Origin of the sequence: Pseudoalteromonas sp. A22 (genome assembly GCF_018141345.1) — a bacterium.
Classification (GTDB): domain Bacteria; phylum Pseudomonadota; class Gammaproteobacteria; order Enterobacterales; family Alteromonadaceae; genus Pseudoalteromonas; species Pseudoalteromonas maricaloris.
In genome coordinates this window covers 1180455-1204749 of sequence record NZ_CP047237.1, presented here as the reverse complement: position 1 = coordinate 1204749, position 24295 = coordinate 1180455, and the positions used below count along the sequence as shown (strand labels likewise).

Here is a 24295-nt window from a genome sequence, read left to right as displayed (position 1 = left end):
TTTAGTGGTCATAACAGAGACGCCACTAAGTGCTCAAAGGGGGAGGCGTTCCTTCCTCCCCCTTTTCTTCCTTCTATGACTATTGACCACGCAGCGGTAGAACTTTTATGTTGGTAAGCTGAGTGCAAAAATATTCATTGTGAGAGACAAGTATAAATCCACAAGGAAGCTGATTAAGCATGGCAGCAAGCTCTTCTTGTGCTTCGAGGTCGAGGTGATTATCCGGCTCGTCAAGCAGTAAAAAGCCTTGCAGTTGCACTGCCAGCACGATGGCCGCTTTCATTCTCTCGCCACCACTGAGACTCGTGATAGGTCCTGAAATCTTATCTAGACTCAGACCAACGCTTGCAAAGCTGGTGATTAAATTATGATGTGGCGTGTCAAGTGAGCGCTCGGCAATATCTAAAACGCAAGGGCCATGCTCAAGCCAAGCGCAATGCTGATCTAAGTAAACAGATGTTGTTGGGCGCTGGATTTCTCCGCGCTTTAACTCTAGCTTACCTGCAAGGGTTTTAAGCAAGGTCGATTTTCCGATGCCATTTTCTCCAATTACCCTGAGCTTTTGTGTTGTATCCGTAAAAAGGTTCAGTGTCTTTTCCGGTCCAAAGCACAGTTCGGCTTCACATAAGCGGATCTTTTCTTTTGCTCGAAAAGTTGAGTTAAAATGAAACTGCTGTTTGTCTTCTCGATAGTAAACCGCATTTTTCTTAACCCTATCTTGAGCTTGCTGAATTTTATGGGTTTGTCCGGCATGACGCTTACTTCCTCTGTCTGACTTAAAGTCAGTAACTAGTTTACTTTGGCTACCAGCACGCACTTGTGCTTTTCCTTTACTGGCTTGCCTTTGATGTTGCAGATCCGCTGCAATTATGGCTTGTTTAAGTGCTTTTTGTGCCGCGCGATTTGCCAAGTGTTGTTGTTTTTGTCGAGCTTGAGTTTGAAGTAGCGTTTCTCTAAAGGCGTCAAATCCAAGCGAGTGATGAGTTAGCTCCCCCTGTTTTATGTGCAGTATATGGTCGGCTGCGTCCAATAAAATAGGATCGTGTGTGACGGCAACCACACCATGCTTGTGATGCTTTAGTCGCTCAGCTAGCCAGTGCTTATTGACGCTGTCCATGTGATTACTCGGCTCATCCAGTAATAGGATTGCAGGCTGAGATTGTAGTATCTCAATATAAACACGCATTCGCTCTCCTGGACTAAGCCTTGTAAAGGGGGTTTCCAAAGTGAGTGCTAGCGGTGCAAGTGTTGCTTGCCAAGTTGATTCTAACTGCCAATCATCTGAGATTAAGTCAAAATCGTGCTCAGAGGCTAATCCCTGATGGGCTCGATGCAGTGCTGCTAGCTTCTCTTTAAGCCCGAGTAGTTCAGAAACGGTGGTAAAGCGGTTAGTTGCATCTTGTGGGAGATAAAAGCATTTCCCATGACTTTGGCGCTCGCCCGAAGTTAGAGGCTGTTCACCGGATAGGGCTTTGAGTAAGTGTGATTTTCCTGCCCCATTTGGGCCTGTTATCGCAATAAATTGTCGCTCTATTGTTAGGTCGACATCGCAAAATAAACATTGACCATTTGCAAGCGTCAAGCTTGCTTGCTTTACCTGTATCCAAGGCATCATTCTGCTCCTAGTCGCAGCAGTGCAAAAGGCTAAAGGCACAAAGACTCGTAAAAGCCGTAAAAAGTAAAACAGAAAAAGAGTCTATAGATTGGTCTGAGAAGCCCCAAAGATAACCATAAGCCTTGCACTGGAAATTAATAATAAGTTCGTCAGTTACAAAGGGCTTAGTTATTCATTGTGATGGCAGCTCCTAATGAGGAAATAAAACGAATAGAGGCAAATAATTAGCGATAGATCGTGCCTACGTTTATTTTGCAGGCACAAGGGCCTGTTGATCTTTGCTGTTTGACTTTTGTTCTCCTGAGTGTGTTTTGGTCGCGACGCTCGACTTGCCGCCTAGTAATCTAGGCAAAAGTTGAGCAACAATGAACAAAGCGCACTCAGGTGAACCCAAAGGGCAGCGCTTGATTAGCATTTCTACTGTGTTATCGCCTGACTCACATAGAATAACTATGCTACGCAGGCTCTGCCTTGTATAAATACCAATCAAACTGCTGCAAAAACAAACTTGAAAGATACACAGGCCCTAGATTAAATGTCAAGGCGTGGAATTGATTAAATTACAATTGAATGGGCATAAATGGTTTGATTAAGACGCCGACCACAAGGGCCTGCAACACACTAACAAGCGTACCCAACATCACGTATTCGGTGAGCTTTCTGTCTTGGCTTTGGGTTAGATCGCCAAAGCGAAACACCGATTTAGCGGCGAGAATAAAGCCGATAGCAGCCCAGCTATCCAGTAACACGCAGCTCAGTAGTAATACACGTTCAAGTTGACCAATTAAACTTCCTGCTTGCGGCAGGCTATCAAGAGCTGAATTATTGAGTTGCCAACGCTCAAGCAGCATGCTGGTGAATATCGATGCAGGATGCAATACCATTAAATAGCCCACAACCAATATTAGCAGCTGGACATTGGCAAAAGGCTTGGTAAAGGCACTGAGGGCAATCTCAGGCTCTGCAATTTGCCAAGTGACGGCCACTAATATAGTGATATGTGCACATTGGTCTAGCACAAAAGGAATAACGCCTTTGCTAGAATAGGATTTAGCTAAGTCGATACAATAGTGGCTAATACCTACCGCTAGCGCAAAGAGCAGCGCATTCCACTGTACTCCCCAAAACAAAGTCGACTGCCAAAGTAGGATGATTGCAAGTGCAGCCCCGCCATGCGCCACACTATGCCACAACAACTTGATGGACTTATAGTGGCGGGTATTTCTGTCATGCACCCAGCTCATAGGTTGGAGGTAAAAGTCAGTGATTGTGTGGCCTATTACTAACCACAATAACAATACTTGCCATTCGTTCATTAAGTCCACCTCGTGATATGTAAGTGTTGAGCATTCGACTATTGGTGCGAGCGTGCAATTGCTAAAAATTGATCTAATAAAGTGTAGTGCGCGCTATTGAGTAATTTAGTCACGTTCACCCGACTGGTGTTGAGTTGTTTTGCAATATCGGCATGGCTCAACTTAGGGTGTGAAATATGAATGAAAGCGGCCTCTGCTTGTTTTTGGGTTAAGTTCGAAAGTAATAAATCCACAAATGCCAGATTTAGTGCAAAGTGGGCATTGCTGCCATTGTTATACCTGAGTCTTGCTTGTCCAATTGCGTCCAACCCTCGGCCTGCAAGTACCAGCGCAGCACCTGTTGCGGTTGATAAATCTGCTGCTGTGATATTAACTTCACCGACCGCGAGGCTGAGTCTGGCATCGCTATGTCGGCTAATTAAAAACAACCGTAGCTGTAATGCTACATTGAACAGTTTCGTCGCATCTGGCAACACAAGCTGAAAACCGTCGCCGCGGTAAAAACTATAATAGCCCTGCTCCGCAGTCGCGATTTCAGCTAAGTAATCCTTTAACTCGCTTTGCAGCCTTGTAAGTTGTAGTTGTGACAGCGATTGTGAGCCGACAATGTCTGCTGTGATCACCGCACCTTGAGGTATTGATGTCATAAAGGTAACTTAATTTGGTTACATTTAAGTAAGTAACTAATATTGGTTACATTTATTCTGGTCTGAAGCTGAATAAAAAGCAAGCAGTCGGTAAGGTTTGTTCGCTTTGGCAGTATTTTACCAAAGCGAACGCAGGTATGGAGGCAGACAAAGCTTCCGTATATGTGAGAAATAGGCATTTATCACATACGCTAAGGATTACATTATTGAAATATTTAAGATTTTGTTTTTATTGATTTTTGTTTCTAATTTCATCAATGATTTTAGCGTCCACCCAATAGATGTCGACGTTGTTATTTGCTTTATCAACAGCACGGTTGAACAGCAGGTATTTGCCATCTGAGGTGACCGTTGCATAAGCATCCCACTTATCTGAATTAACGTTTTCCCCCATATTTATTGCAGGTCCCCATATTCCATCAGGTTGCTTAAAGCTGATATACAGATCGGAGTCACCAAAACCATCCTCACGTTCACTATCCCAAATTAAATAGCTTTCGTCTGGCGCTATGAAAGGGTGTGCTGATTTTTTCCCTGAGTTAATTTCACTGCTTAAAAGTACTGGCTCTTGGCGCATACCATCTTTTACTGTTGAAATTCTAACCGTATTTATTTGCTTAAAATTATCAAATACATAGGTTCCAGTTGCGGAAGCGGACAATCGCATTATCCCCCATTCAGGGCGGTCAAACATGACTCCCAGGCTGGTAAGTTCAGACCAATCATCACCTGCTCTGTCTTTGTATTTTTTTGCCATGTGCATGCGTTTACCATCTGGTGAAAAGCTTACCTCTCCGGCACGAGGAAACTCAGTGTATTTCTCCCACTTATTATTAATTAGTCGAAAACCAATGACAGTTGGACGAAATCCAGTTTTATTTTCAGTGTTGTATACACCACGGTCTAAGGTGAAATAGAACTCTTTCATGTTTGGAGCAAATACGCCTTCTAGCTCCCATCCCGACTTAGAGATAATTCCAGGTGCGAAAGGTTCTGCTTTTAATCCAGGAGGTTTTTGTCCCATTAAAGGACCTTCCAGTATCGGGAATTCGTCTTGTGCCGAAGCTCGATGACTGAGAGAAGCAACAATCGTTAGTAAAAGAAACATCGGTGCTAATTTCATTGTTGACTACTCCCATAAATAGATTTTAACCAATTGATACTACGGATTACGGTTTCAGGGAAAGCGGTTTGATGTGTGCCATCGGGCATTGTCTTGTGCAGTGATAAGCTGTCACTTTGCGTGCTTTTTAGATAGTCGATAAATGCGTCGATTTGCGGTGCTAACTTATGTTCGTCTGTACCAACAGAGATAAACACTTTCCCTTTGAGTGGTTGTTTGGAGCTAGAGAGTGTTTTTAGCGCATCCAGTTGTCTAACAGATGGACTGCCTAACATATAGTTGTCAAAGGTATTTGGCTGGGTGAGCAGTATATAGGCGCCAAATAGTCCACCGAGAGAGTAGCCAAAATAACTGCGACTATTGGACTTTACCGAGTAATTGCTTTCAACATACTTAATAACTTGATTACGAATAAAGGCCGCGTGGGCATTGGCTTGGCCAAATTGGTACTTGTGCTGTTGTTCACTGTTTTTTGACTTTGTAAAAGAATAATCAGCGTAACGGCTAACAAAAGGGCCTTCTTCTTGAAGCTGTGTGGTGTTGATATTTTTCCGCCAAGAGATACCAACGAGGATCACTTCATCGAACAAAAAGAAGGTTGCCGAAGACAATGCTTCGATATGCCATACCGCATCGGTAAAGTAGAGTACAGGATAGCTTTTATCTTTTGAGTATTCCTCAGGCAGCTTGATATAAAGTTCATATTGATGGCCGGTAGTGATATCTTTTAGTGGCACAACTTGTGTTCCGGGCATCGCATATTGCGGTACTTCACTGGCATGTAGCAAGCTACAGAATAGGAGTAATATCAGCATAAACAGCAAACGTTTCATCACACATTTCCTTCTTTCATGTTATTTTTAGACTAGTGAATAAGTATCTCGTACTGGCAACTTAGCAGCTGAGAACAAAAATGCATGACGTTTACATGATGTTGTGCTGAATTGTGACTTTTAAATAAAAAACTATTTCTATCAAGTGGTTATGTTGTTGAGTTTCGATTGCTTCAAGTTTATCCTTATACTGATAATTATAATAATTGGCGTGGTTAGTGCGTGCGCTAGGCACATTGGGGATTTATGGTAGAACAATATTGGGTTGGTGATTTTTTTGTAGATTTATCACGTAACCAGATTTCACACCAAGATGAATGTCAAACGCTTGCACCAAAGGCCCTGGCAGTACTCACTTGCTTGGCTCAGAATCAAGGCAAAGTGATGAGCCTTGATACCTTGCTCGATACAGTATGGCCAGATACGGTGGTCTCTCCTAATACTTTGCAGCGTAGTATTGCGCAATTGAGAAAGGCGCTTGGGGATGATGGTAAGGTGCAAGGTTACATCCAAACGCATGCTAAAAAAGGGTATAGCTTAGAGTGTGAAGTACGTTGGGGAGGGCAAACGAACGAGCGGACGAATACTGAGCCGCAACTTGAGGTGATGCCAACCCCTGAACCTGAAATGCAACAAGATAAACACCTCAATCAAAGTCAGAATAAAAACAATCTCAGTCCTTATGTGTTTGTTTTACTTGCCTTCACTATTTTGCTTGGGGCTATCGGTTATCAATATTTTTCCATCAAAAAACCTTCACCACTGTTCTTTGATACTTTGCGCTCATTGACCGCAACTGACGATAAAGAATTTGATGCAAGCTATTCCCCAGATGGTCAATACATCGTTTTTCACCGCTATTTAGATAAGTTTTGCGATAATAAGATATGGGCAAAAAAGGCGGATACCCAGCAAGAGATCCTGCTCACAGAGCGCTTTGGAGCATACGGCAGGCATAGTTTCTCAAAAGATGGTGAGCAGTTACTGTTTTTGGCCACCGACGCTTGTAGCGAGCCCGTTACACAAAAGCGCTGCTACGACCTTGTAACACTCGATTTTACTAAAGCATTGAAAAGCCCTCAGCAGCCAAAAGTTATTCTCCAGTGTAAAAACTCAGTGGTTGATAAGCCTATCTGGCTGAACGATGGCAATGTGGTATTGAAGCAAAAACAAGGCGAGCGCTGGAAGCTGATCAATTACTCCATTGATGACGACAGCGGTGTCGATCTTTATACCGTAGAAGACGGGACGTTGATTGATTACGCTTATTCCCCTCAAGATGATTTAATCGCGGTCAGTAGTATTCATGCCGATGGCCTACATTATATTGATATGCTAAAACCCGACGGTGAGTTGATCTCTAGCCATCAGATCCAGCTGCCGCCGGAAATTACTAAATTTCACGATATCTACCCAAGTTTTGACCCACTCAACCAGCAATTGATTTTCAGTACCGGACGTCAGCTATTTAGTCTGACTTATGAAGGACTTGTGAGTAAAATTCAATTGCCGTTTTCAGATCGAATGAGACAGCCTGAATTTCGTCCTGATGGCAAAAGTGTACTGATGATCAAAGGGCCTTACGACAGCGATATCGTCAAATTACCGCTGACACAGTTAGCACAAGGCGCTCAAACATACACCAGCTTTGCGCGAACCAACCTTGGTGAAGATTATGCTGTCTTTCAGCCTGATGGAGATTTAGTGGCATTTTGGTCAGAGCGCTCTGGTACTGAACAGGTGTGGTTAAGCGATGGCAATAACACGCGACAACTGACTAACTTCCCCTTAGATACTTTTGTTCGCGGGATCCACTGGGCTGAGGATGGCCAAAGCATATTGGTCAGTGCCAGTGGTGTACTGACGCGAATTGCTTTAGATGGCAGCTTGACATCTTACCCGCACGCCTACCCTGTTTTACGCTTATATCAATGGAAAAGTGCAAAACAACGTGCGCTAACACAGATTCGGGTAAAGGGAGAAATGAAGTTAGCTGCTTATGACTTTGCTCAACAATCGTTTGAAATACTGACGCAGCAACCTGTGCTGTGGGCACTTGAAAGTGAACACGGTAAAATTGTGTATAAGGATAGACTTGATCAGTTTTGGCAAATCGGCGCTGTTGAACCTCAGCGGATCAGTGCACTAAACAATCAAGGCGGCAGAGGAAAATCTTTTGTAATGCGCGGCAATGGGATATATGGCGTCAATGAAGACAATCAACTTTGGTCCTATGATCTGGACAAGACGTCGTTTACTATACTCGGTGAAGTGCCTACCAGTGTTGACTATCTCACCGATATTAACGATAACGATGTACTATTGATAAATCGAATATCGGCCAAGAAAGAAGTGGTAGAGCTTACGGTTGCGAATCAATAACTGGAGTATAAAATGAGCCAATTAGCTCAATATCAGCGTTTTAGGCAAGAACTGGGGCAATTGCTCGCACAATACAAAGGCTATGGGTTTGTACTCGGTTTTTTGCTAAATCTGAGTATTTGGCATATTGCATCTCAGTTTGTTGCTGATCCCTTTGTCTCTAACTTTTGGAATCAAGTGTTTGTTTCCTTGCTCTTTTCTGCGGTTTTTTATCTGCGCTCAGAGCGTACGGTAAGTTGATGTGGCGCTAACTCCTCATTCTGAGTTAGTTCATCACTTAAAAGCTAATTACTTGTTGTCATAGCTTTTAAGTGGACCATTCAATTAAGTGAGCTGTTATAAGACTAAAGCTCTGATTTTAGAATATCAATGGCACGTTCTACTTGATTATCAGTACCATTGATAATGCTCTCTCTAGTTCTTGGCACTAAATAATCTGGCGCAATACCTGCGTTGATCAGAGGGTCACCATTATAGCGGCTTGATAGAGTATTGGTGTAATGAAGTTCAACACCTAAATTCCCCTCTCCTACTCCCCCGAAAAAAGGGATCCCAAATACTGTTCCGTTAATTCCTGATGTGTGTTCTCCTAATATGGGCAAGCCGCCACTGCGTGCAAATATTAACGCATGTTCCCCTTGGCTTTGGCTTCTCCTAGAGGAAAGTACAATGGCGGGTATCGAGAGTGGGTTGGCATCTCTATGAATTATTTGCTGAAATGACTGAGCCTTTTTATCTGCTTGATTTGGTGCTCCTTGCCATAGCACAGACAAAGTATCATTAATCGCATCTTGTTTGATAAACCAACTTAATACGCTTCGCCATCCGTCCCAGCTTTGTGGGTAATGGCGAAAGTCGATCACGACGGCTTGTGCATTTTTTAACGTTTCTTTTATCGCGTTCAGGTCATCTGGTGTAACGTTATAGATATTGAGTTTATATATATTGTCACCCAGATATTCAATGTTTGATGGTGAGTGAGGCACGTAGGGTGAGCTAACAAGAGGTTTTATTTCACTGGGTTCTATTGGCGTTATAGTTGCTTGATAAGTAGTGCCCGTTGACTTTTTAAGGGTAAAACTAAGCGGGATCTTTTCTGTAAAAAAGAACTGCTGTCTCGCAGTATGACTCAATCTTTGTAATTCACTTTTCAAAGAGTAAAGCGCTTTCCTTGAAAGGTACTCAATAATATCTTCACCATTGACGGTAAGTAGCTCATCTCCAACCTCAACGCCATTTGGATCATCTTGTTGAGCGCTTGTAACAATCGCTTTGCCTTCTACTATCTCGTAATAAAAAGTACCATAATATGTATTGTTATTCGTAAGCATATTAGTCGTTTTGATTATGATGTGGTTGTCATTCAATTTTGTGAACTCGGTATTAATTAGTTGCAGCCTTTTATTTGGCTCTTCAATTAAGCATGCGGCTAGTAGTGGATTCAAACTTGCTGGCCAGTCGACATCAATCTGTTCAAAGTAAGGCCAGAAATGTTGAATGTTGGCCCACATTCCTGACACAGTAGCCATACATGTTTCAATATGCGCGAAGTTAGGTTCAACTTGCCATCGTCCTAACTCTGTATATGTGCCACCAGTGAGCTCTGTTTTAACTGGTAGGTAGAGTGGTAAGTAGAGGGAACTCTGATAAAAGTTGAGGGTTACAAACAGTTCGTTGGGCGCGAATTCTCTCTCTTGAAGCTCGTTAAACGAGCCTGCGGTAAGCAAACTCGTATAAGCACTTACGTTTGCCGGCGCATTTTGTATCCAAGTATATGTTTGCGCATTGGGTAACAATTTTGGAATGTGATTTTGTTGTGTAACCAAGTAAGGCGCAATTTGTCTTAAGAGTTCAATCCCTTTTTCTCTGCGCTCTGTACTCGATGTTTGGTTTAATTCGACAATGCTTTCTGCGATGAAAAGTGACCAATCTGAGCCTCTCACCTCGGCAGAAGGATAAAAATACTGAACAGCATGCGCTAATTTAACAAACTCAGAAACATCATCAATAAAGCTTTGGTCAAAGCTCATATTAGGAAGAGGTGTGGGTGATGATGGTAAAGGCGTATTTGTTGGAGGCTTGTTAGAGGTTATATCTGTTGGAGTTGTATCACTTGTGTCACTGCCACATGCCGTCAGTACAAAACATAAAATTATGCTAGTAAGTTGCTTTATCATTTTTATATCCTTACGCAATTTTTTAGGTACAAGTTAGCTGTTATTTGAACAGCTGTAAACTTTAAGGAGCAAATGGGCAAGTTTGAATTGGCAAACGTGTAGCTAGATTGCCTAATTTTACTGTTATTAATTCAATTCATTTGCTGTGTTCAAATTCATTAATGCCAGTTGAAATTCGGTAGCAGGAGCATGTTTATTGTTTCATGCGAGTAACCAATTAGGGGAAGAATCACTTTGACTAATTAAAGTGAGACGTATACCTTAAGGCTGTTGCTGAGATGGAGACGGGATTTAATGCAAGCAATTGAGGGTAAGGAAAATGCGGTTGATTTCATTGAAAACTATAAGTTTGACGAAGCTGTACTGGAGTGGTTTGACTGGTATATAGAAACGCACTTGGAATATAAATTATCTGATGATGAGATCCAGGTGGTCGTTGAGGGTCTAAAAGACTATCTAATATTTGTGGTTATTTCACCACAAGCAGTTGCTGCAGCAAGCAAGTTAGTTGATGAGTTATTCCATGCATTTATTTTGCATACAGAACTATACCAAGCATTTTGCAAAGGTGTTGGGCAGTTTATACACCATTATCCAATTAGAAAAAAAAGTGGTTCTCGGGAATGAAACTCCACTAGAAAATATTGAATATAATGATCATTACCAATCCATAATAAGAACATACTGTCTGGCTTGTCAGGCATCAGATTTCGATCCGCTAACCACTAATCAAGTTCCCTACCTATTTAAAGTCGATTCAATATTGCCTGAAAAACACGCCGCCTTATTCGACATCAAGTTTTTTCAATCTGTACTGCCTAAGTTAGGTGTACATAACTTTATAATTCAAGAGTTAAGGAGATAGTCATGTCATATTTAAAAAATCGTGCTAAGCGTAATGAAGCTGCCCATTCACAAGTTGAGATTGAGCTGACGAAACCCAAAAAGTTTGTAGATGTATGCCTAGCAGGTGTTTGGCCTCGCAAGTAAGTAGCGCATAAGCAAAGCCGGTTTATGCTGGCTTTTTGGAAAGAGTATGCTGGATAAAATTGAAGCCTTAGAGCGAGCGTTACATTCGCCAGAGCTACGAAAAAATATTAATCTGATCTCGGACTACATCCATGATGAGTTTTCAGAAAGTGGACTATTTTGTGATGGTATGACAAAAGATGACATTATTGAAGGCTTGAAGAGTGAAGATCTCAGCGAGCATAAAATAATTAGCGAGGATTATAAGTTAGTTGAGCAGAGTCCCAATAAGGTTGTGATTGAGTACGTCTCCGCACTGGAAAATACCTTGGGTGAGAGGTCTTATGACGCACTAAGGCAGTCTATTTGGTATTTATGTAGCGATGAAAAATGGCGGTTGATAGGTCACTCTGCAAATTTGTTATAGCGCCAAGCCTGTAATCTATTGATAAAAGAGTGGATTGAGAAGCGCGAGGTAGAAGCACGCATCCTGCGTGCCTATTCAAAGTTAACTGGGCGTGGCTATAAGCAATATTGTGAGATGATCTTATACACTTGGTTGATATTGTCGCCTGCTTTAAATTCTTTACTAATCGGCGTTGGATCTGAGCCAATCCAGATTTTTAATTCCGCATCAAGGTCGAAGTGACCCGCAGATTCTTTGCTGTACTTTGTGATTTTGCTATACGGGATACTGAGCATTTCTACTTTACTGCCCGTCATGCCTTGCTTGTCGATTAAAATTAGGCGTTTGTTGGTAAAAATAAACAAGTCGCGGATCACCTTGTAAGCTTGTGCAACCTCTTCTCCAGCAATTAGCGTATCTGCTAATAACTTATCTACTTCGCTACTGTCTACTTCGCTTGCATTACCGAGTAGACCACTTAATAGTCCCATTGTTATTCTCCGTTTTATTTCAATTCGTCTTAGGCTGATCGCAAGATAGTGCTTAGGTCGAAATGAATTAATGATGAAAGTGCAAAACCAGCATAGAAAAGCGTGCTGATTTTGCCAAATAAATAACCCGAGTTTGGAGTAAGGAGTTAGCTTATATCTCTTATCAAACAAATTTTGCCATCGCGAAATGCAAACTCTGAGCGGCCTTGTAAGGAGATGCTTTGTCCTGCTTTCATGCCATTGGCCAAGTCTTGGGCTAATTTAGCTTTGTAGGTCACATGAACAATAAACAGATCATTGTCTTGCGTGGCAGCGGTTAAAGATTGATTGCGTTCGGAAAATAACTTAGCGGACTGATTTGCTAATTCTGCAAATTCCATTTTACTGGTTGTACGCGTTGTAATTTCACCATTGGCGAGATTCTCAAACACGACATCATCCGTGAGCTGAGCTAGCATTCCCGGAATATCAAAATGATTGTAGGCAGAGATATAGTTTTTCACTAAGGTTTCCATTTTTTCCTCCTTGGTGTAATGGATGCTAATAAAAACTTAGATCGGTTTGTTCAATTTCGCACACTCTTTTTACCACTTTTTGCTGTGCCATCATTCGCATAAATCGGCCCAAATGTGCATAGCTTTTTGGCGCAGTATTAAACCCACTTGCCCAATGGGCTAGCATAAACAAATAATAGTCACAAAGCGTGAGCTGCTCACCAACTAAGTAGGTGTGTGTTGCTAACTGTTTGTCGATAAGTGCAAACATGTCGCCGACTCGTTGCTCAGCGGCTTGAGACATGGTCTTGCTGCTCTCTGGTGACAGCTGATATTTTTCAGGATAGAAATACAGCATGAGTTCTGGCTGAACCGTCGTGGTTAAATAAAAAAGCCACTGATAAAACGTGGCTCTCTGTGGGGTTGCTGGCGCTGGGATAAGCTGTCCTTCAGGGTGCTTTTCACATAAATGCAAACAAATTGCTGCACTCTCGAAGATGATTTGGTCACCGTCGACCAATGTCGGGATCCGTCCTGTTGGATTGAGTTCTAAATAGGTCGCAGACTTTTGTTGTTGTGTTTTTCTATCGACCAAGAGCAGTTCTTTTTCTAGTTGTAGGTGCTCAAGTACGAGATGCGGTGCCCAACTGGCATTACGAGGGTAGTAAAATAACTGATACATCTTTTGCTATTCCTTGACGATACTTTTTGTTAGCGTGCAATTGGTATTAGATGGTTGCAACTTTTACGGAGGCTGTAAACCGTTATTTTGCTTTTAGCTGGGAGAATCAAAAATGTATATTGGCAAGCTGTCAAAGCAAACTGGGCTGTCAGTAAAGACCATTCGCTTTTATGAAGAGAAAGGGCTTATCCCTACCCCGGAGCGTGTTGGTAAATATCGCGTCTATTCTCAAGTAGATGTCGATCTGCTGTTATTAATAAAAGAAGCAAAATCGCTCGGCGTGTCGATTAAGCAATTACAGCAGGTGATTGAAATTAAAGGGCGGCAAGTCAACTGGGTAGAAATCAACACATTTTTAGTTGAACTCAAAGCATCCTGCATAGAGCAAGTTGCGCAGCTTCAGCAAAAAATACAGCGTATTGAACATTGCATCGCATCGCTTGATGAATGTCCACAAATAAAACTATCCTAACCTGAGGTTTGGATAAGGAATGTTCCAACTCATTGTTGCTAAAGCACAACTTAGTTTTTTCCTTGTCTAGCCAGCAAGATTTAGGGAAAACAAGGCGAATTTACGCACCAATAGCTGGCTATTGGAAGTGAATTCAACGCAGTTAGCACTAAAACTGGCTGCTAGAAAGGCATTAATTATCCGCAGCTCAGGTTATCCTAGTCTCAGGTAGAGTAACTTGACTCTCCCGTTAAGGGGAGACAGTACACTCGTTTCTCAGTCATGTGATAAGGAAACGACGATGAAAAAAATACTGCTACTAAACGGTAACCCCAAAACCAAAAGCTTGTGCCACGCTATCACCACAAGTTATGAGCGAGCTGCAAGCACCCAACATCAAGTACGCAGAATGGATCTTAGTGAAATGCACTTTGAAATCAATTTGATGTATGGTTATGAAGCGAGCCAACCATTAGAGCCATGCCTCAAGCAATTCCAAGAGAACTTACTGTGGGCGCAGCACATTGTGATAGTAAGCCCAATTTGGTGGTTGGCGTTACCAGCCAAGCTCAAAGGGCTAATAGATAGAGCATTACTTCCAGGCTTTGCTTTTAAATACAGTGAGGCCGGCACTGAAATTGAAAAGCTTCTACCGCATAAAACCGCAAGAGTCATTCTCACCTCAGACACGCCGCAAACTTATTTGCAAGAAGTTGCTGCTGGGCTTATGGCTCAGCTAGAACATGGGACATTGGGATTTTGTGGTATAGAGCCAACTCAACATACGCTATTTGGCCCTGCGCACTTAGCAACGCCTGAGGTAATTGATAACTGGCTGAGTGAAGTGACAAGCCTAGCCGTGCGGGGTGAGTGAATAAAAACACATCACTTCTATTGCTAAGCTTATTTTAAATCAAAATTTGCAATGCCGAATGTTGCTATCTTTTACACCAAGATGGCAACTTGGGCGGAGTGTATGCGAATTTGGAGTTTATTTCTTTTTGCGTTTCCATTATTGGGAGCAGCAAATGAGCCAATTCTGCCACTTGAGCCTGCAATAGGACTTGATGCCGATAAAGTTAGCTTGGGCAGATCACTTTTTTTTGATAAGCAGCTTTCCCGAGGAAACCAAGTCAGCTGTGCGTCATGTCACCAATTACTCACTCATGGCGCGGATGTAAAGCCCCTTTCCAGTGGTGTTAATGGCGCACTCGGTGAGCTAAAAACTCCAACTGTTTACAATGCGGCTTTAAATATTCGTCAAGCGTGGGATGGCCGTGCGCAAGCGCTTTATGATCAAATCGACTCACCCATCTTAAACCCAAAAGAGCATGATATGACGTGGTCAGAAGTCGTTGCCAAGTTAAATCAAGATAAAACGCTGGTCGCGCAATTTACTAGAGTGTACTCGCAGGGAGTAACGCAGCACACGATAAAAGACGCAATAGCGACTTTTGAAGGGTCGTTAATCACGCTTAATGCGCCGTTCGATTTATGGCTTAAAGATAAAAGCGTAAAACTGCCTAAGTCGGCTATTGCCGGTTATGAGTTATTTAAACGGTATGGTTGCATTAGTTGTCATCAAGGGCGCAATGTTGGTGGCAATATGTTTGCCAAAATGGGCACCTTTGGTGATTATTTTGGCGATAGAAATACACCAATTCAAAAAGCGGATTATGGTCGTTTTAACGTCACTGGCAATGAGCAAGATCGTTTTGTGTTCAAAGTACCGAGCTTGCGACTTGCTAGCAAACAAGCATACTTTTTTCACGATGCTAGTCATAGCAGCCTAGAAGCCGCCGTTGCGACCATGGCCAAATACCAACTTGGCCGCAATATCTCAGACTCCGATATTAACAAGCTAGTTGCCTTTATTGACAGCCTAGCAGGACATCACCACGAAATGGATTTGGAAAACCACGAATGAAGAATAAGGCCTTCATTGGCGTGCAAGCGTTACTGCTGTGCGCGCCAATTGCGCTTTTTGCGTATTTTTACTCGCAGCAAGAGCTCAGCAGTCAAACACACCAAGCACGAGTTACCCTGCTCTTTGAAGCCAAAAGTATTGATGCCAAACTGGATGCCGCGGTGTTACAAATGCTTAGTGCACAGCTCAATCAATATGATGAGTTAGCGCAATTAGCGCATGCAATTGATGCTTTGAATACACCACAGCGAGATGCATTATTTGCAGAAGCTACGCCTGACATTCGACAGCAATTTGATGCTTATCGTCGGCTACTCAGTAATAAAGTATTGCAAGTCGAGTCCATTAAAACTGCGGCGGCAAATATTAAAAATAGCCTGCTTTATCTTCCCGAGTTGCTAATCGAGCTGGAGCAGAGTGAGCCCGAACTGGCAACCCACGCCAATAGAATGCTTGCTAATTTAATGTTGGGTCAGCTCTACGAATTTGTCGCAGAGCCTTTAATGACCATCAACTCTGAAAGTAGCTTAGAGCAGCTTATCTATCAGCATTTTAATGTTGCCCTTGCTAACAGTGCAGAATTAAAAAAGGCAAAACAACGCTTTTTGTCTTTGCCGAGTGACCAAGCTTTTTCAGCACTTTACGCGGCATATAGCCAGCACCACAGTGAAACCATAGAAAAAACCAAGCATCAAAGTGAATTACTCTTACTGCTGACCATTGTGCTATTTTTGCTCTTGATTGTGTTTGCAAACCGGCTTTATGTGGCCAAAAATAAAATTCTGAGCACCAGCCAAACTTTGTCCGATGCCGTTGCGCGTTTAACCGAAGGCTTTGCTCTTTTTAGTCGCAGCGGCAATTTGCTGCTCTGTAACAGTGCTTGGCGTAATCATTTCGCAATTGCTGATAGCGAAAAAATGCCATGCAAACTAGAAGAGTGGCAGCAGCAGTTTGGAGAAATTTTTAACTCCGATGCCAATTTGCATCAAACCGAATCTGGCGCTTGGTTACAGGTAAAACAAACGAACACGCACAACAATGGCCAAGTGTTTGTGAGTGTTAATGTCTCCCTTTTTAAACAAGCGGAAGAAGAGCTTCGCAAGTGGGGCCATGCCATTGAGCAAAGCCCCTCCTCCATTGTGATCACTGACCCTCGTGCTCGCATTGAATACGTTAACCCTAAGTTTGAACAAGTTACTGGGTATTCACTTGAGGATGTGAAAGGACAAACACCCAAAGTACTAGGCTCCAAACAAGGATTTACCGACTACAAAGCGCTGTGGCAAACCATCAAACAAGGCAAAGTCTGGCGTGGTGAGTTTTACAATCGCCGTAAGTCTGGAGATTACTATTGGGAGTATGCGTCTATTTCCCCGATTAAAAACCAACAAGGGGAAATCATTAACTTTATTGCGATCAAAGAAGATATCACTGCACAAAAAAGCGCAAGTGCACAGCTTAAAACCGCAGCGGCGGTATTTAATGCAACGCAAGAAGGGATCATGACCACCAACGCAAAACTTGAGATCACCGCGGTCAATCCTGCTTTCACCAAAATTACTGGATACGAAGAACATGAAGTGCTTGGTCAACGACCTAATATTTTAAGTTCGGGTAAGCATGACAAACATTTTTATGAGCAGATGTGGCGCACCCTCAACTCGCACGGACAGTGGGCAAGTGAGATCTGGAACAAGCGTAAAGACGGTACTTTATATCCAGAGTGGCTAGCAATCAGTGTCGTGCATGATGACAAAGGGTTGGTGCAGCAATACGTTGCCATATTGTCTGATATGACCGAGCGCAAAGCGCAAGAGGAGCAGATTGAATATCAAGCCTATTACGATGTGTTGACCGGACTGCCCAATAGAACGTTATTACTCGAGCGCATTGAGCAAGATATTAAACGCATGAGCCGCACTCATCATCAAAGCGCAGTGTTATTTATTGATTTAGATAGGTTTAAGCGTGTCAATGACACCATGGGTCACGAGGCCGGAGATGCCTTACTTATATCCGTAGCCAAGCGCTTAAACGGCCTGCTGCGTAAAAGCGATACCTTGAGCCGCTTTGGTGGAGATGAATTTGTATTGTTATTGAGCCAAATTGCGCATCCGGATCATGCAGCTCAAGTAGCCGATAAAATTGTCAAAGCACTGAGTGAACCATTTGTGATCAACGGCTTTGAGGTATTTACCGGGGCAAGCATCGGGATCGCGATTTTACCAAGTGATGCAAAAGATCAAAAAGAGCTATTACGACTTGCCGATTTAGCCATGTATAAAGCAAAAGAGGCGGGGCGCAATCAGTATCACTTTTTTGCGCAAGAAATGCAGCAACAGGTGAATCGTCGAGTTGAGCTGGAGCAGCTGCTCCGAGCTGCGCTTGAACATCAGCGCTTAACCGTACACTACCAACCGATTGTCGATACGGTGTCGGGTAAATTATATGGTGTCGAGGCGCTCATGCGCTGGCCAACTGATTTCGGCCAGTATATTTCCCCTGCTGAATTTATTCCAGTCGCTGAAGAAAGCGGCCTAATTGCTCCTCTTGGTGAGTGGTTACTTGCTAAGGCATGTAATGATATTCGCAGATTAAATAAAGCGCTCGGTATGAATTGTTATTTGACGGTAAATGTCTCGAGTCAGCAGTATCGACTCGGCTTTAACGCCACTATCATTAAACAAATCATGCAGCAATCAGGCTTTCTTCCAGAGAACTTAACGCTTGAAATCACAGAAAGCATCTTACTTGAAGATGATAAAGCCGTAACCGCTTGGCTGCAAAGCTTAAGGGCAACGGGGGTCAACTTAGCAATCGACGATTTTGGCACTGGCTACTCTTCGCTTAGCTACCTGAAACGCTTCCCCATCAATATATTAAAGATAGACCGAGGTTTTATTCAAGATATAGATCAAAACCAAGATGCTGCCGTTTTGGTCAACGCGATTTTGTCGATGGCAGAGAGTTTATCGCTCAAAGTGATAGCTGAGGGCGTAGAACAACAAGGACAACTAGATTGCTTAAAAGGCTTGGGCTGTCAGTATGTACAAGGATACTTTTATGCCAAACCAATGGCGATTGAGGGATTAATTGATTGGGTTGAGCAATTTGCCATTGCATCGGAGCGAGCATCTCCTAAGTTGTGGTTGGATTGAAGTGTGTGGCTGTTAAATTGCAATATGGAGTGTTGTGATCCAATTAGAGCTGATATCTGGGTCCGTGAATAGGTTCCCAATCAAATGGCAACCCGTTCTAAATGGGTTGGCAAAGCTGTTTAGCTTTGCCAACTACTCAACGCAAAATGGCAGTTAGTAAAATTAAGATCTGTAAAAGTAGGCAAAGTACATTAGTAACAATGATTGCCATTCGCTGAAATCTCAGCCCATACATCAGCCAAAAACTAAACACCAACACATACCCGATTAAAAACGTAAAGGACAAGTTGGTTGGGCCTTGGCGCTCAAGTTCGCTAAGTAGCTGGCCGAATAATGCGATAAAACCGATACCGCCGAAGAACACACCGGCGAAATCCCAGTAGGTATCTTTCGTTTGATAAAAGCCTGTCAGCCATGTTTTCATTCGCTTACTTCCTCTGATAAGTAGATATCCTGATAGTGATTGATACGGGCAACAATATGGTCATGGTGAATAGTGCAAAAACGGTTAACTACGATTACGTCACAGCCAGCGCTAAGTGCAGATCTTACCCCTTGATCTGAGTCTTCAAATGCAAGACATTTAGAGGTTGCCACTCCCAGTCGTTTGGCCGCCAATAAAAATGGCTCAGGGTGAGGCTTACCTTGCCCAACATCATCTGCGGTAATTAATATTTCAGGAATAGGTAAACCTGCTGTGGTGAGTCGTGCAACTGCATTGTGACGATTTGCAGAAGTTGCAACGGCCCACTTGCGTTGCTGTGCTTTTATTTCGCTCAAAAACGATTTAGCTCCAGGAATGGCTGTGACGGTATGGGCAAGGTCGGCTTCTGCTTGTTCCAACAGCTCAACTTCATGCTGGCAATCTAAATGCGGAGTAAATTGTTCTATAAAGTCTTTGAAACGTGCACCTCTGCCCGTAGTTAATACCATTTCTAAATCGACATGATGTTTCTCACACCAAGGCGCGACGGCCTGTCGTACTGCAACTTCAGAATCAACAAGTGTGCCATCCATATCGAATATCAATCCCTGATAAAGGTTCAGGTTGAGTGAATTAAGTGCCATTTTTACTCCTTATGATAATGTTTCATGCATAAACAAGCGTTTGTTGATGTTAAACCGGCTTTACCATGCATATTCATGCAAATAATACGCTTGTATCTCGATCTTTTTCAAGTAAAATTACGCAAAAACATGCAGGAACATGCAATGCTATTGGCAGAACGTCATCAATTCATTCTCGATCAGCTTAATTTACAAGGGCGGATCACCTCAGTGTCCTTGGCGCAAACGCTTGATGTGAGCGAAGACACAATCCGTCGGGATTTAAACAAACTGGCTGAGTTTAAGCTCCTGCGGCGTGTTCATGGTGGCGCTTTAGCGCTGCAGGATAATACTCCTGACTATATCGAGCGTTTAGATAAACCCGATACCAGTAAAATTCGTTATATTGAACCTGCCTTAGCGATGCTCGTGCCTGGACAAACGATAGTGATTGATTCTGGCGAGACGTGCCGTTATTTGGCACAACACTTACCTAAAAATATGCCGTTGACTGTGGTTACGGGTTGTCCACTGATCGCCAAAGAGTTGGCCTATCATTCGCTGGTGGATGTGATTTTACTGGGCGGCCCTATGTTTAAACCAGCAATGCGGGTGGTAGGCATGACGGCGATCGAAATGGTGAAACGGATCCGTTTTGATATTGTTTTTATGGGGATTTGCTCGTTCCATATTCATCACGGTTTTAGTGCAAGCTATATCGAAGAAGCGGAGATCCTCTCTGCGACTATTCGTCAAAGTGATCACACTGTGATTATGGGACCGAGTAATAAACTAGATAAAGTCGCTACTTATCAGATTGTTACAGCTAACGAAATTGACACAATTATTACCGATGAAGAAATCAATCCAAGCTTAAAAAAGCAGATTGAGTCGCTAGAGATAGCGCTGACTTTGGTCTAGGTTAATAATGAAGCCAACAAATTAATATGGATCTACTTAGCAACTAGGGTCGCCGACTGACTATTGAGCTAAGCAGCTGCATACCTAAGGCTTTAATAAGGCAAAAATGTGATTGTTATAGAAACGCTCATTTTTGAATATAGCGCGTTTTAACACCGCTTCTTGCTCAAAACCTGACTTCTCTAGTAGCTTCATTGATGCATGATTGTCGTCAAATACTGCGGCAAAGATCCGTTCAATATTAGTCTCGTTAAATACCTCTGAGGTAATGTGCAAAATGGCTTTATGAGTAATTCCTTTACGCCAATGGCTTTTTGCGAGCCAATAGCCTATTTCACCAGAGCGCTCATATTCAAACTCGCCAGGGTTAACACCTATACAGCCGATAAGCTGCTGACCATCGCAAATCGCCCGAACATAGCCGTGTTTACTACCTTCATTTACCCACCACATGGCATCTTGCTCGGTGTAAGGTTGCGGAATTTTTGTTGATAAATACCGAACGACATCGGGATCGTTCAAAATCACGACCATGTTGGCAACATCATTGGCTTGGAACGGTCTTAGCTTGAACATTGAGCTCTCTTTCAATAAATTTAAACGTAAATTCATCAATAAGTTACCATTCCTTTTCGGGGTATACAATGCGTGCTTTGTGCAGAGAAAAGCAAGCTGGGGTTGATTGTCGTCATCTGACTTTATTTTGCGTATTCTGATTGCATTAAATAAGGTTAATTATTTTATGGGCGAGGAATCTACAGTGCTCACTTTAAACCTTGCATCGCAAATTCTTCAATTGAGATTACCTAACCTTAACTCGGAATAAGAAGTTAGTTAAGCTACTAAAATACCTAAGTTCAAAAGCGTAATATCACTCTAGCCAGAAGTTATTTCGTAATACAAGGTAAATTTGTGCGTCAATAGCTAGCCTATTGCAAGCAAGTTTAACGCAGTAGTAAGGGATAACAGCTGCTAGAGAACAAGTTGTTATCCCGAGCTCATATATGGTCTCCTCCCTTATTGCAAGGCTTCTTTAGTAAATAACAGGGTCAGGATTGCTGTCATATATACGGTCTGTTAATGAGTTCTATTTGAAACTCTGACCTAGATGTAAATCGCGCATATTGTCCTAATCAGGTTATCGGTATTTAGCTACCCCTGAACTCGACAGGTTTTCAATATGCCGGTTTGACCTGTTATGTCATCTACTTCAGTCACTTTCGCAATTCGGTGAAAGAAATCTACTTATCTTGCTTGATATGCCTCTTTTGATACTGTAATTGCCCAAGTCACTCTAGCCATTTTATTCGCATAAGCGACACAGGCTTTGTTATGCCCTCGCGTTTGTACAAGTCGATTTATCCAAAGACTCAGTTGGTCTGTTTTATACTTTGCTCTCGATATTGAATAAGTAAACATCTCAAATATCGATTACCACGCTTACTTATCCCGAGCAAAACTGATTTTCCACCCGTACTACGTTGCTTGGGCACGAGACCTAATGAGGCTGAAACATCTCGCCCTTTTGTATAACCACTACCATTACCCACTTCGTTAAAGTAACTACTTGCAACTATTGGCCCTATGCCCGGAATACTCTGTTGATTGTACGTTTCAATACTTTCATCAAGCACTTGTAGGAGTTTATAGAGTTGGCTAAGCACTTGTTTAAAGCTCGTGGTCAATACTCGCTCCTCACCTAACAAAGCAACCACTTCTTTGCGAACATTTTCGATACCTTTAGTAATGGCAATGCCGTACTCAAGTAGCAAACCTCGAATTTGATTACTCAGTGCTGTTCGTTGACCAATTGCAAGCTCTCTCACTTTATGGATTGTTTGACTATCTTGCTGCTCTAATGTTTTCACTGGAACTGAGCGAATATGTGCCTGCTGTGATGCAATTAAAATTGCATACGCATCGTTGTAATCATTTTTATTCCCCGTCAAAAATGGCTTCACGTGTTGTGGTGGTATGAGCTCAACTTGAAAACCTAATTGGCTAATTTCACGACCCCAATAATTAGAGGTTCCACACGCTTCCATGACTAATTTACAATTTGGCATTTGTGCCAAATAAGTCAGTAGTTGACGACGTTTAATAGCTTTCTTTACTACAATCTTATTGGATAGGTTACATCCAATAAAATGAAAAATATTTTTTGCGATGTCGATACTGATTGTTGTAATCTGCATTTGGTCTTCTCCCATTTTGATTGTTTGCAATTCAATCATGGCACACCGATGCCGAGTGTGGGAGGAGACCATTACATCAGGTTACCTATATTGTTTTTATTTTGTTTGCCCTAATTAAGAGAGTGGGATTACAAATTAATTGCAAAGGACTAGGAAGAAAAAACGATGGATAAAAATACCTTAATTGAATTGGTGACTGAGTACTTTAAAAAGATTGATGCTGGAGATTCAAGCTATTTAGACTTATTTCATGATGACGTGACTTTCTTTTTTCCAAAGTTTGGTGACGCTGTTGGTAAGCAAGCATTACTTGAGTTTGGCGATAAAATTGGCAGCTCACTCAACAGTATTTGGCACGATATTGCGCATTTTAATTTCATTGTGTCTGGAAAAACTGTTGTTGTTGAAGGGCGCGAAGGCGGTGTGATGCGTGATGGTACGCACTGGCCTGATAATCAAATTTCATCTGGCCGTTTTTGTAGTGTGTTCGAATTCTCTGATAACTTGATCACAAGAATGCATATTTATGTTGATCCAGACTTCTCAAGCCAAGATAGTGATAGAATTTCAATATTATCGCGCTAATGTTGAGCGTTTTGATAAATAAAAGGATAGCTGAATTATGGTTTTCTCTGAAAGTGAAAAAGACACCTTACTCGCACTCAAGGGAGTTGGCCCTACGGTAATAAAGCGTTTTGAAGAAATCGGTATTTGCAGTTTGAGCGAACTTGCGACTTATGAAGTTGAAGAAATTGCTGAGCGGGTCGCTTCTATGTTGCGAACAACTTGTTGGAAAAACAGCCCACAGGCCAAAGCTGCGATCCAAGCTGCTATTACCAAAGCCAAAGAAGTAAGTTAACTGACTGGTTTATGGGTGGTGTGATGTAAAGCCCCTTTACATTTAGTGGGTTAGATTTATGGGTTTTACCGCTCTATCATCCGCAGCTGAGAATATGAGTTAACCATCGTACATCGGGTTGCAACTTAAACTACAGGTTTTTAAATCAGGGCTCCTTTGAAGTGATGAATAAGGGAGTGTTTGCAAGAAAGCTCCCTTATTATTTGTTGCAACGAATAATCAATCTGCTGCGATAAAAGTAGCTTACTTTTCGTGTTGTAGAACATTCACTAAGTAGCCAAAAGGATCCCGAACATAAAAGCGGCGCACACCCCAGGGCTCCGACACGGGTCCATACTCAATCTGTATTTGCTCCGCAACAACTCTATTCAAAGCGGTGTCAAGGTCGTCGACTTCTATGGATAATTGAGGCACAGGCGTTCCTGATCCCCCTTCAGATGCCACACTAATTTGTGCGATCATTTCTTCACCTGAACTAAAAGTTTTAATCCAGCCATGGTCCATGACAAGCTCAAGACCAAAGACACGTTCATAGAATACTGCGGCATCCTCTGGGTTGGGGGTGTTAATATTTGAAATAATCCGTTTTACTTTCATTAGAC

26 protein-coding genes are annotated in these 24295 nt (G+C 42.4%); 12 read left to right on the top strand and 14 right to left on the bottom strand.

Annotated elements, in window-relative coordinates; translation table 11 throughout:
• Positions 1-79 precede the first annotated feature (79 nt).
• The 5 genes from GSF04_RS04910 to GSF04_RS04890 form a co-directional block, all read right to left on the bottom strand.
• On the bottom strand, positions 80-1615 hold the full coding sequence (locus GSF04_RS04910) for an ATP-binding cassette domain-containing protein (protein WP_249122348.1): 1536 nt from the start codon (positions 1613-1615) through the stop codon (positions 80-82).
• A 560-nt stretch (positions 1616-2175) separates the two neighbouring features.
• Complete coding sequence (locus tag GSF04_RS04905) at positions 2176-2931, bottom strand: DUF3307 domain-containing protein (protein WP_211856901.1); 756 nt, start codon at positions 2929-2931, stop codon at positions 2176-2178.
• A 38-nt stretch (positions 2932-2969) separates the two neighbouring features.
• Complete coding sequence (locus GSF04_RS04900) at positions 2970-3578, bottom strand: hypothetical protein (RefSeq protein WP_211856900.1); 609 nt, start codon at positions 3576-3578, stop codon at positions 2970-2972.
• Positions 3579-3807: 229 nt separating this feature from the next.
• Positions 3808-4701, bottom strand: a complete 894-nt coding sequence (locus tag GSF04_RS04895) for a PD40 domain-containing protein (RefSeq protein ID WP_211856899.1) — start codon at positions 4699-4701, stop codon at positions 3808-3810.
• Positions 4698-5534 (bottom strand): alpha/beta hydrolase-fold protein, encoded by an 837-nt coding sequence (locus tag GSF04_RS04890; protein ID WP_211856898.1) that lies wholly within the window; start codon positions 5532-5534, stop codon positions 4698-4700. Before GSF04_RS04890 ends, GSF04_RS04895 begins: the two co-directional genes overlap by 4 nt.
• Positions 5535-5780: 246 nt before the next feature.
• On the opposite strand from GSF04_RS04890, the gene GSF04_RS04885 reads away from it, so the two are divergent.
• Together GSF04_RS04885 and GSF04_RS04880 are read left to right on the top strand one after the other, a co-directional pair.
• Positions 5781-7916: a winged helix-turn-helix domain-containing protein gene (locus GSF04_RS04885; RefSeq protein WP_211856897.1), complete on the top strand. Its 2136-nt coding sequence runs from the start codon at positions 5781-5783 to the stop codon at positions 7914-7916.
• Between the two features lie 12 nt (positions 7917-7928).
• Entirely contained in the window at positions 7929-8156 is a 228-nt protein-coding gene (locus GSF04_RS04880) for a hypothetical protein (protein WP_010376146.1), read from the top strand.
• A 104-nt stretch (positions 8157-8260) separates the two neighbouring features.
• On the opposite strand, the gene GSF04_RS04875 is transcribed toward GSF04_RS04880, so the two are convergent.
• Positions 8261-10093, bottom strand: coding sequence for a peptidase S41 (locus GSF04_RS04875; RefSeq protein ID WP_211856896.1), 1833 nt, complete (start codon positions 10091-10093; stop codon positions 8261-8263).
• Between the two features lie 294 nt (positions 10094-10387).
• Here GSF04_RS04875 and GSF04_RS23315 point away from each other — a divergent pair, with 294 nt between their 5' ends.
• From GSF04_RS23315 to GSF04_RS04865, 3 genes are all read left to right on the top strand, one after another.
• Positions 10388-10720: a hypothetical protein gene (locus GSF04_RS23315; RefSeq protein ID WP_249122347.1), complete on the top strand. Its 333-nt coding sequence runs from the start codon at positions 10388-10390 to the stop codon at positions 10718-10720.
• A 240-nt stretch (positions 10721-10960) separates the two neighbouring features.
• Entirely contained in the window at positions 10961-11083 is a 123-nt protein-coding gene (locus tag GSF04_RS23445) for a hypothetical protein (protein WP_017216907.1), read from the top strand.
• Positions 11084-11129: 46 nt separating this feature from the next.
• Positions 11130-11489, top strand: coding sequence for a nuclear transport factor 2 family protein (locus tag GSF04_RS04865; RefSeq protein ID WP_130165605.1), 360 nt, complete (start codon positions 11130-11132; stop codon positions 11487-11489).
• Between the two features lie 95 nt (positions 11490-11584).
• On the opposite strand, the gene GSF04_RS04860 is transcribed toward GSF04_RS04865, so the two are convergent.
• The 3 genes from GSF04_RS04860 to GSF04_RS04850 all read right to left on the bottom strand — a co-directional run bounded on the left by GSF04_RS04860 (position 11585) and on the right by GSF04_RS04850 (position 13135).
• Positions 11585-11959, bottom strand: a complete 375-nt coding sequence (locus GSF04_RS04860; protein WP_211856895.1) for a PH domain-containing protein — start codon at positions 11957-11959, stop codon at positions 11585-11587.
• Between the two features lie 146 nt (positions 11960-12105).
• On the bottom strand, positions 12106-12474 hold the full coding sequence (locus GSF04_RS04855; protein WP_010605566.1) for a nuclear transport factor 2 family protein: 369 nt from the start codon (positions 12472-12474) through the stop codon (positions 12106-12108).
• 25 nt (positions 12475-12499) lie between these two features.
• Positions 12500-13135: a glutathione S-transferase family protein gene (locus GSF04_RS04850; RefSeq protein ID WP_211856894.1), complete on the bottom strand. Its 636-nt coding sequence runs from the start codon at positions 13133-13135 to the stop codon at positions 12500-12502.
• Between the two features lie 112 nt (positions 13136-13247).
• On the opposite strand from GSF04_RS04850, the gene GSF04_RS04845 reads away from it, so the two are divergent.
• From GSF04_RS04845 to GSF04_RS04830, 4 genes are all read left to right on the top strand, one after another.
• Complete coding sequence (locus GSF04_RS04845; protein ID WP_039495396.1) at positions 13248-13607, top strand: MerR family transcriptional regulator; 360 nt, start codon at positions 13248-13250, stop codon at positions 13605-13607.
• Positions 13608-13887: 280 nt separating this feature from the next.
• Positions 13888-14460, top strand: a complete 573-nt coding sequence (locus GSF04_RS04840) for an NAD(P)H-dependent oxidoreductase (RefSeq protein WP_010376134.1) — start codon at positions 13888-13890, stop codon at positions 14458-14460.
• A gap of 102 nt (positions 14461-14562) precedes the next feature.
• Positions 14563-15513, top strand: a complete 951-nt coding sequence (locus tag GSF04_RS04835) for a cytochrome c peroxidase (RefSeq protein WP_211856893.1) — start codon at positions 14563-14565, stop codon at positions 15511-15513.
• Positions 15510-18671 (top strand): EAL domain-containing protein, encoded by a 3162-nt coding sequence (locus GSF04_RS04830; RefSeq protein ID WP_211856892.1) that lies wholly within the window; start codon positions 15510-15512, stop codon positions 18669-18671. The genes GSF04_RS04835 and GSF04_RS04830 overlap by 4 nt, the downstream gene beginning before the upstream one ends.
• A 136-nt stretch (positions 18672-18807) precedes the next feature.
• Here GSF04_RS04830 and GSF04_RS04825 read toward each other — a convergent pair whose 3' ends face one another.
• Together GSF04_RS04825 and GSF04_RS04820 are read right to left on the bottom strand one after the other, a co-directional pair.
• Positions 18808-19095, bottom strand: a complete 288-nt coding sequence (locus tag GSF04_RS04825; protein ID WP_019647463.1) for a hypothetical protein — start codon at positions 19093-19095, stop codon at positions 18808-18810.
• Complete coding sequence (locus tag GSF04_RS04820; RefSeq protein ID WP_211856891.1) at positions 19092-19739, bottom strand: HAD-IA family hydrolase; 648 nt, start codon at positions 19737-19739, stop codon at positions 19092-19094. Before GSF04_RS04820 ends, GSF04_RS04825 begins: the two co-directional genes overlap by 4 nt.
• A gap of 144 nt (positions 19740-19883) precedes the next feature.
• Here GSF04_RS04820 and GSF04_RS04815 point away from each other — a divergent pair, with 144 nt between their 5' ends.
• On the top strand, positions 19884-20639 hold the full coding sequence (locus tag GSF04_RS04815) for a DeoR/GlpR family DNA-binding transcription regulator (RefSeq protein WP_039495499.1): 756 nt from the start codon (positions 19884-19886) through the stop codon (positions 20637-20639).
• Positions 20640-20723: 84 nt separating this feature from the next.
• Here GSF04_RS04815 and GSF04_RS04810 read toward each other — a convergent pair whose 3' ends face one another.
• On the bottom strand, positions 20724-21215 hold the full coding sequence (locus GSF04_RS04810; RefSeq protein ID WP_193522024.1) for a GNAT family N-acetyltransferase: 492 nt from the start codon (positions 21213-21215) through the stop codon (positions 20724-20726).
• A 794-nt stretch (positions 21216-22009) separates the two neighbouring features.
• The gene (locus tag GSF04_RS04805) at positions 22010-22834 is read right to left on the bottom strand and encodes an IS110 family transposase (RefSeq protein ID WP_249122346.1); all 825 of its coding nucleotides are present in this window, start codon (positions 22832-22834) and stop codon (positions 22010-22012) included.
• Positions 22835-22999: 165 nt separating this feature from the next.
• Between GSF04_RS04805 and GSF04_RS04800 the strand changes: the two genes are divergently transcribed.
• Positions 23000-23419, top strand: a complete 420-nt coding sequence (locus GSF04_RS04800) for a nuclear transport factor 2 family protein (protein WP_211856889.1) — start codon at positions 23000-23002, stop codon at positions 23417-23419.
• A 37-nt stretch (positions 23420-23456) separates the two neighbouring features.
• Entirely contained in the window at positions 23457-23693 is a 237-nt protein-coding gene (locus tag GSF04_RS04795) for a helix-hairpin-helix domain-containing protein (protein ID WP_130165615.1), read from the top strand.
• A gap of 243 nt (positions 23694-23936) precedes the next feature.
• On the opposite strand, the gene GSF04_RS04790 is transcribed toward GSF04_RS04795, so the two are convergent.
• Positions 23937-24290 carry a VOC family protein gene (locus tag GSF04_RS04790; protein WP_045988624.1) on the bottom strand — a complete coding sequence of 118 codons (354 nt, stop codon included), beginning with the start codon at positions 24288-24290 and terminating at the stop codon, positions 23937-23939.
• Between the last annotated feature and the right edge of the window lie 5 nt (positions 24291-24295).

Bases quoted from the DNA above. Each gene is read 5' to 3' on its own strand.
- GSF04_RS04800 (WP_211856889.1), top strand. From the start codon at position 23,000: ATGGATAAAAATACCTTAATTGAATTGGTGACTGAGTACTTTAAAAAG.
- GSF04_RS04885 (WP_211856897.1), top strand. From the start codon at position 5,781: ATGGTAGAACAATATTGGGTTGGTGATTTTTTTGTAGATTTATCACGT.
- GSF04_RS04910 (WP_249122348.1), bottom strand. From the start codon at position 1,615: ATGATGCCTTGGATACAGGTAAAGCAAGCAAGCTTGACGCTTGCAAAT.
- GSF04_RS04900 (WP_211856900.1), bottom strand. From the start codon at position 3,578: ATGACATCAATACCTCAAGGTGCGGTGATCACAGCAGACATTGTCGGC.
- GSF04_RS04795 (WP_130165615.1), top strand. From the start codon at position 23,457: ATGGTTTTCTCTGAAAGTGAAAAAGACACCTTACTCGCACTCAAGGGA.
- GSF04_RS04880 (WP_010376146.1), top strand. From the start codon at position 7,929: ATGAGCCAATTAGCTCAATATCAGCGTTTTAGGCAAGAACTGGGGCAA.
- GSF04_RS04810 (WP_193522024.1), bottom strand. From the start codon at position 21,215: ATGTTCAAGCTAAGACCGTTCCAAGCCAATGATGTTGCCAACATGGTC.
- GSF04_RS04850 (WP_211856894.1), bottom strand. From the start codon at position 13,135: ATGTATCAGTTATTTTACTACCCTCGTAATGCCAGTTGGGCACCGCAT.
- GSF04_RS04895 (WP_211856899.1), bottom strand. From the start codon at position 4,701: ATGAAATTAGCACCGATGTTTCTTTTACTAACGATTGTTGCTTCTCTC.
- GSF04_RS04840 (WP_010376134.1), top strand. From the start codon at position 13,888: ATGAAAAAAATACTGCTACTAAACGGTAACCCCAAAACCAAAAGCTTG.
- GSF04_RS04805 (WP_249122346.1), bottom strand. From the start codon at position 22,834: ATGCAGATTACAACAATCAGTATCGACATCGCAAAAAATATTTTTCAT.
- GSF04_RS04820 (WP_211856891.1), bottom strand. From the start codon at position 19,739: ATGGCACTTAATTCACTCAACCTGAACCTTTATCAGGGATTGATATTC.
- GSF04_RS23445 (WP_017216907.1), top strand. From the start codon at position 10,961: ATGTCATATTTAAAAAATCGTGCTAAGCGTAATGAAGCTGCCCATTCA.
- GSF04_RS04855 (WP_010605566.1), bottom strand. From the start codon at position 12,474: ATGGAAACCTTAGTGAAAAACTATATCTCTGCCTACAATCATTTTGAT.
- GSF04_RS04860 (WP_211856895.1), bottom strand. From the start codon at position 11,959: ATGGGACTATTAAGTGGTCTACTCGGTAATGCAAGCGAAGTAGACAGT.
- GSF04_RS04890 (WP_211856898.1), bottom strand. From the start codon at position 5,534: ATGAAACGTTTGCTGTTTATGCTGATATTACTCCTATTCTGTAGCTTG.
- GSF04_RS04845 (WP_039495396.1), top strand. From the start codon at position 13,248: ATGTATATTGGCAAGCTGTCAAAGCAAACTGGGCTGTCAGTAAAGACC.
- GSF04_RS04825 (WP_019647463.1), bottom strand. From the start codon at position 19,095: ATGAAAACATGGCTGACAGGCTTTTATCAAACGAAAGATACCTACTGG.
- GSF04_RS04905 (WP_211856901.1), bottom strand. From the start codon at position 2,931: ATGAACGAATGGCAAGTATTGTTATTGTGGTTAGTAATAGGCCACACA.
- GSF04_RS04830 (WP_211856892.1), top strand. From the start codon at position 15,510: ATGAAGAATAAGGCCTTCATTGGCGTGCAAGCGTTACTGCTGTGCGCG.
- GSF04_RS04865 (WP_130165605.1), top strand. From the start codon at position 11,130: ATGCTGGATAAAATTGAAGCCTTAGAGCGAGCGTTACATTCGCCAGAG.
- GSF04_RS04790 (WP_045988624.1), bottom strand. From the start codon at position 24,290: ATGAAAGTAAAACGGATTATTTCAAATATTAACACCCCCAACCCAGAG.
- GSF04_RS23315 (WP_249122347.1), top strand. From the start codon at position 10,388: ATGCAAGCAATTGAGGGTAAGGAAAATGCGGTTGATTTCATTGAAAAC.
- GSF04_RS04815 (WP_039495499.1), top strand. From the start codon at position 19,884: ATGCTATTGGCAGAACGTCATCAATTCATTCTCGATCAGCTTAATTTA.
- GSF04_RS04875 (WP_211856896.1), bottom strand. From the start codon at position 10,093: ATGATAAAGCAACTTACTAGCATAATTTTATGTTTTGTACTGACGGCA.
- GSF04_RS04835 (WP_211856893.1), top strand. From the start codon at position 14,563: ATGCGAATTTGGAGTTTATTTCTTTTTGCGTTTCCATTATTGGGAGCA.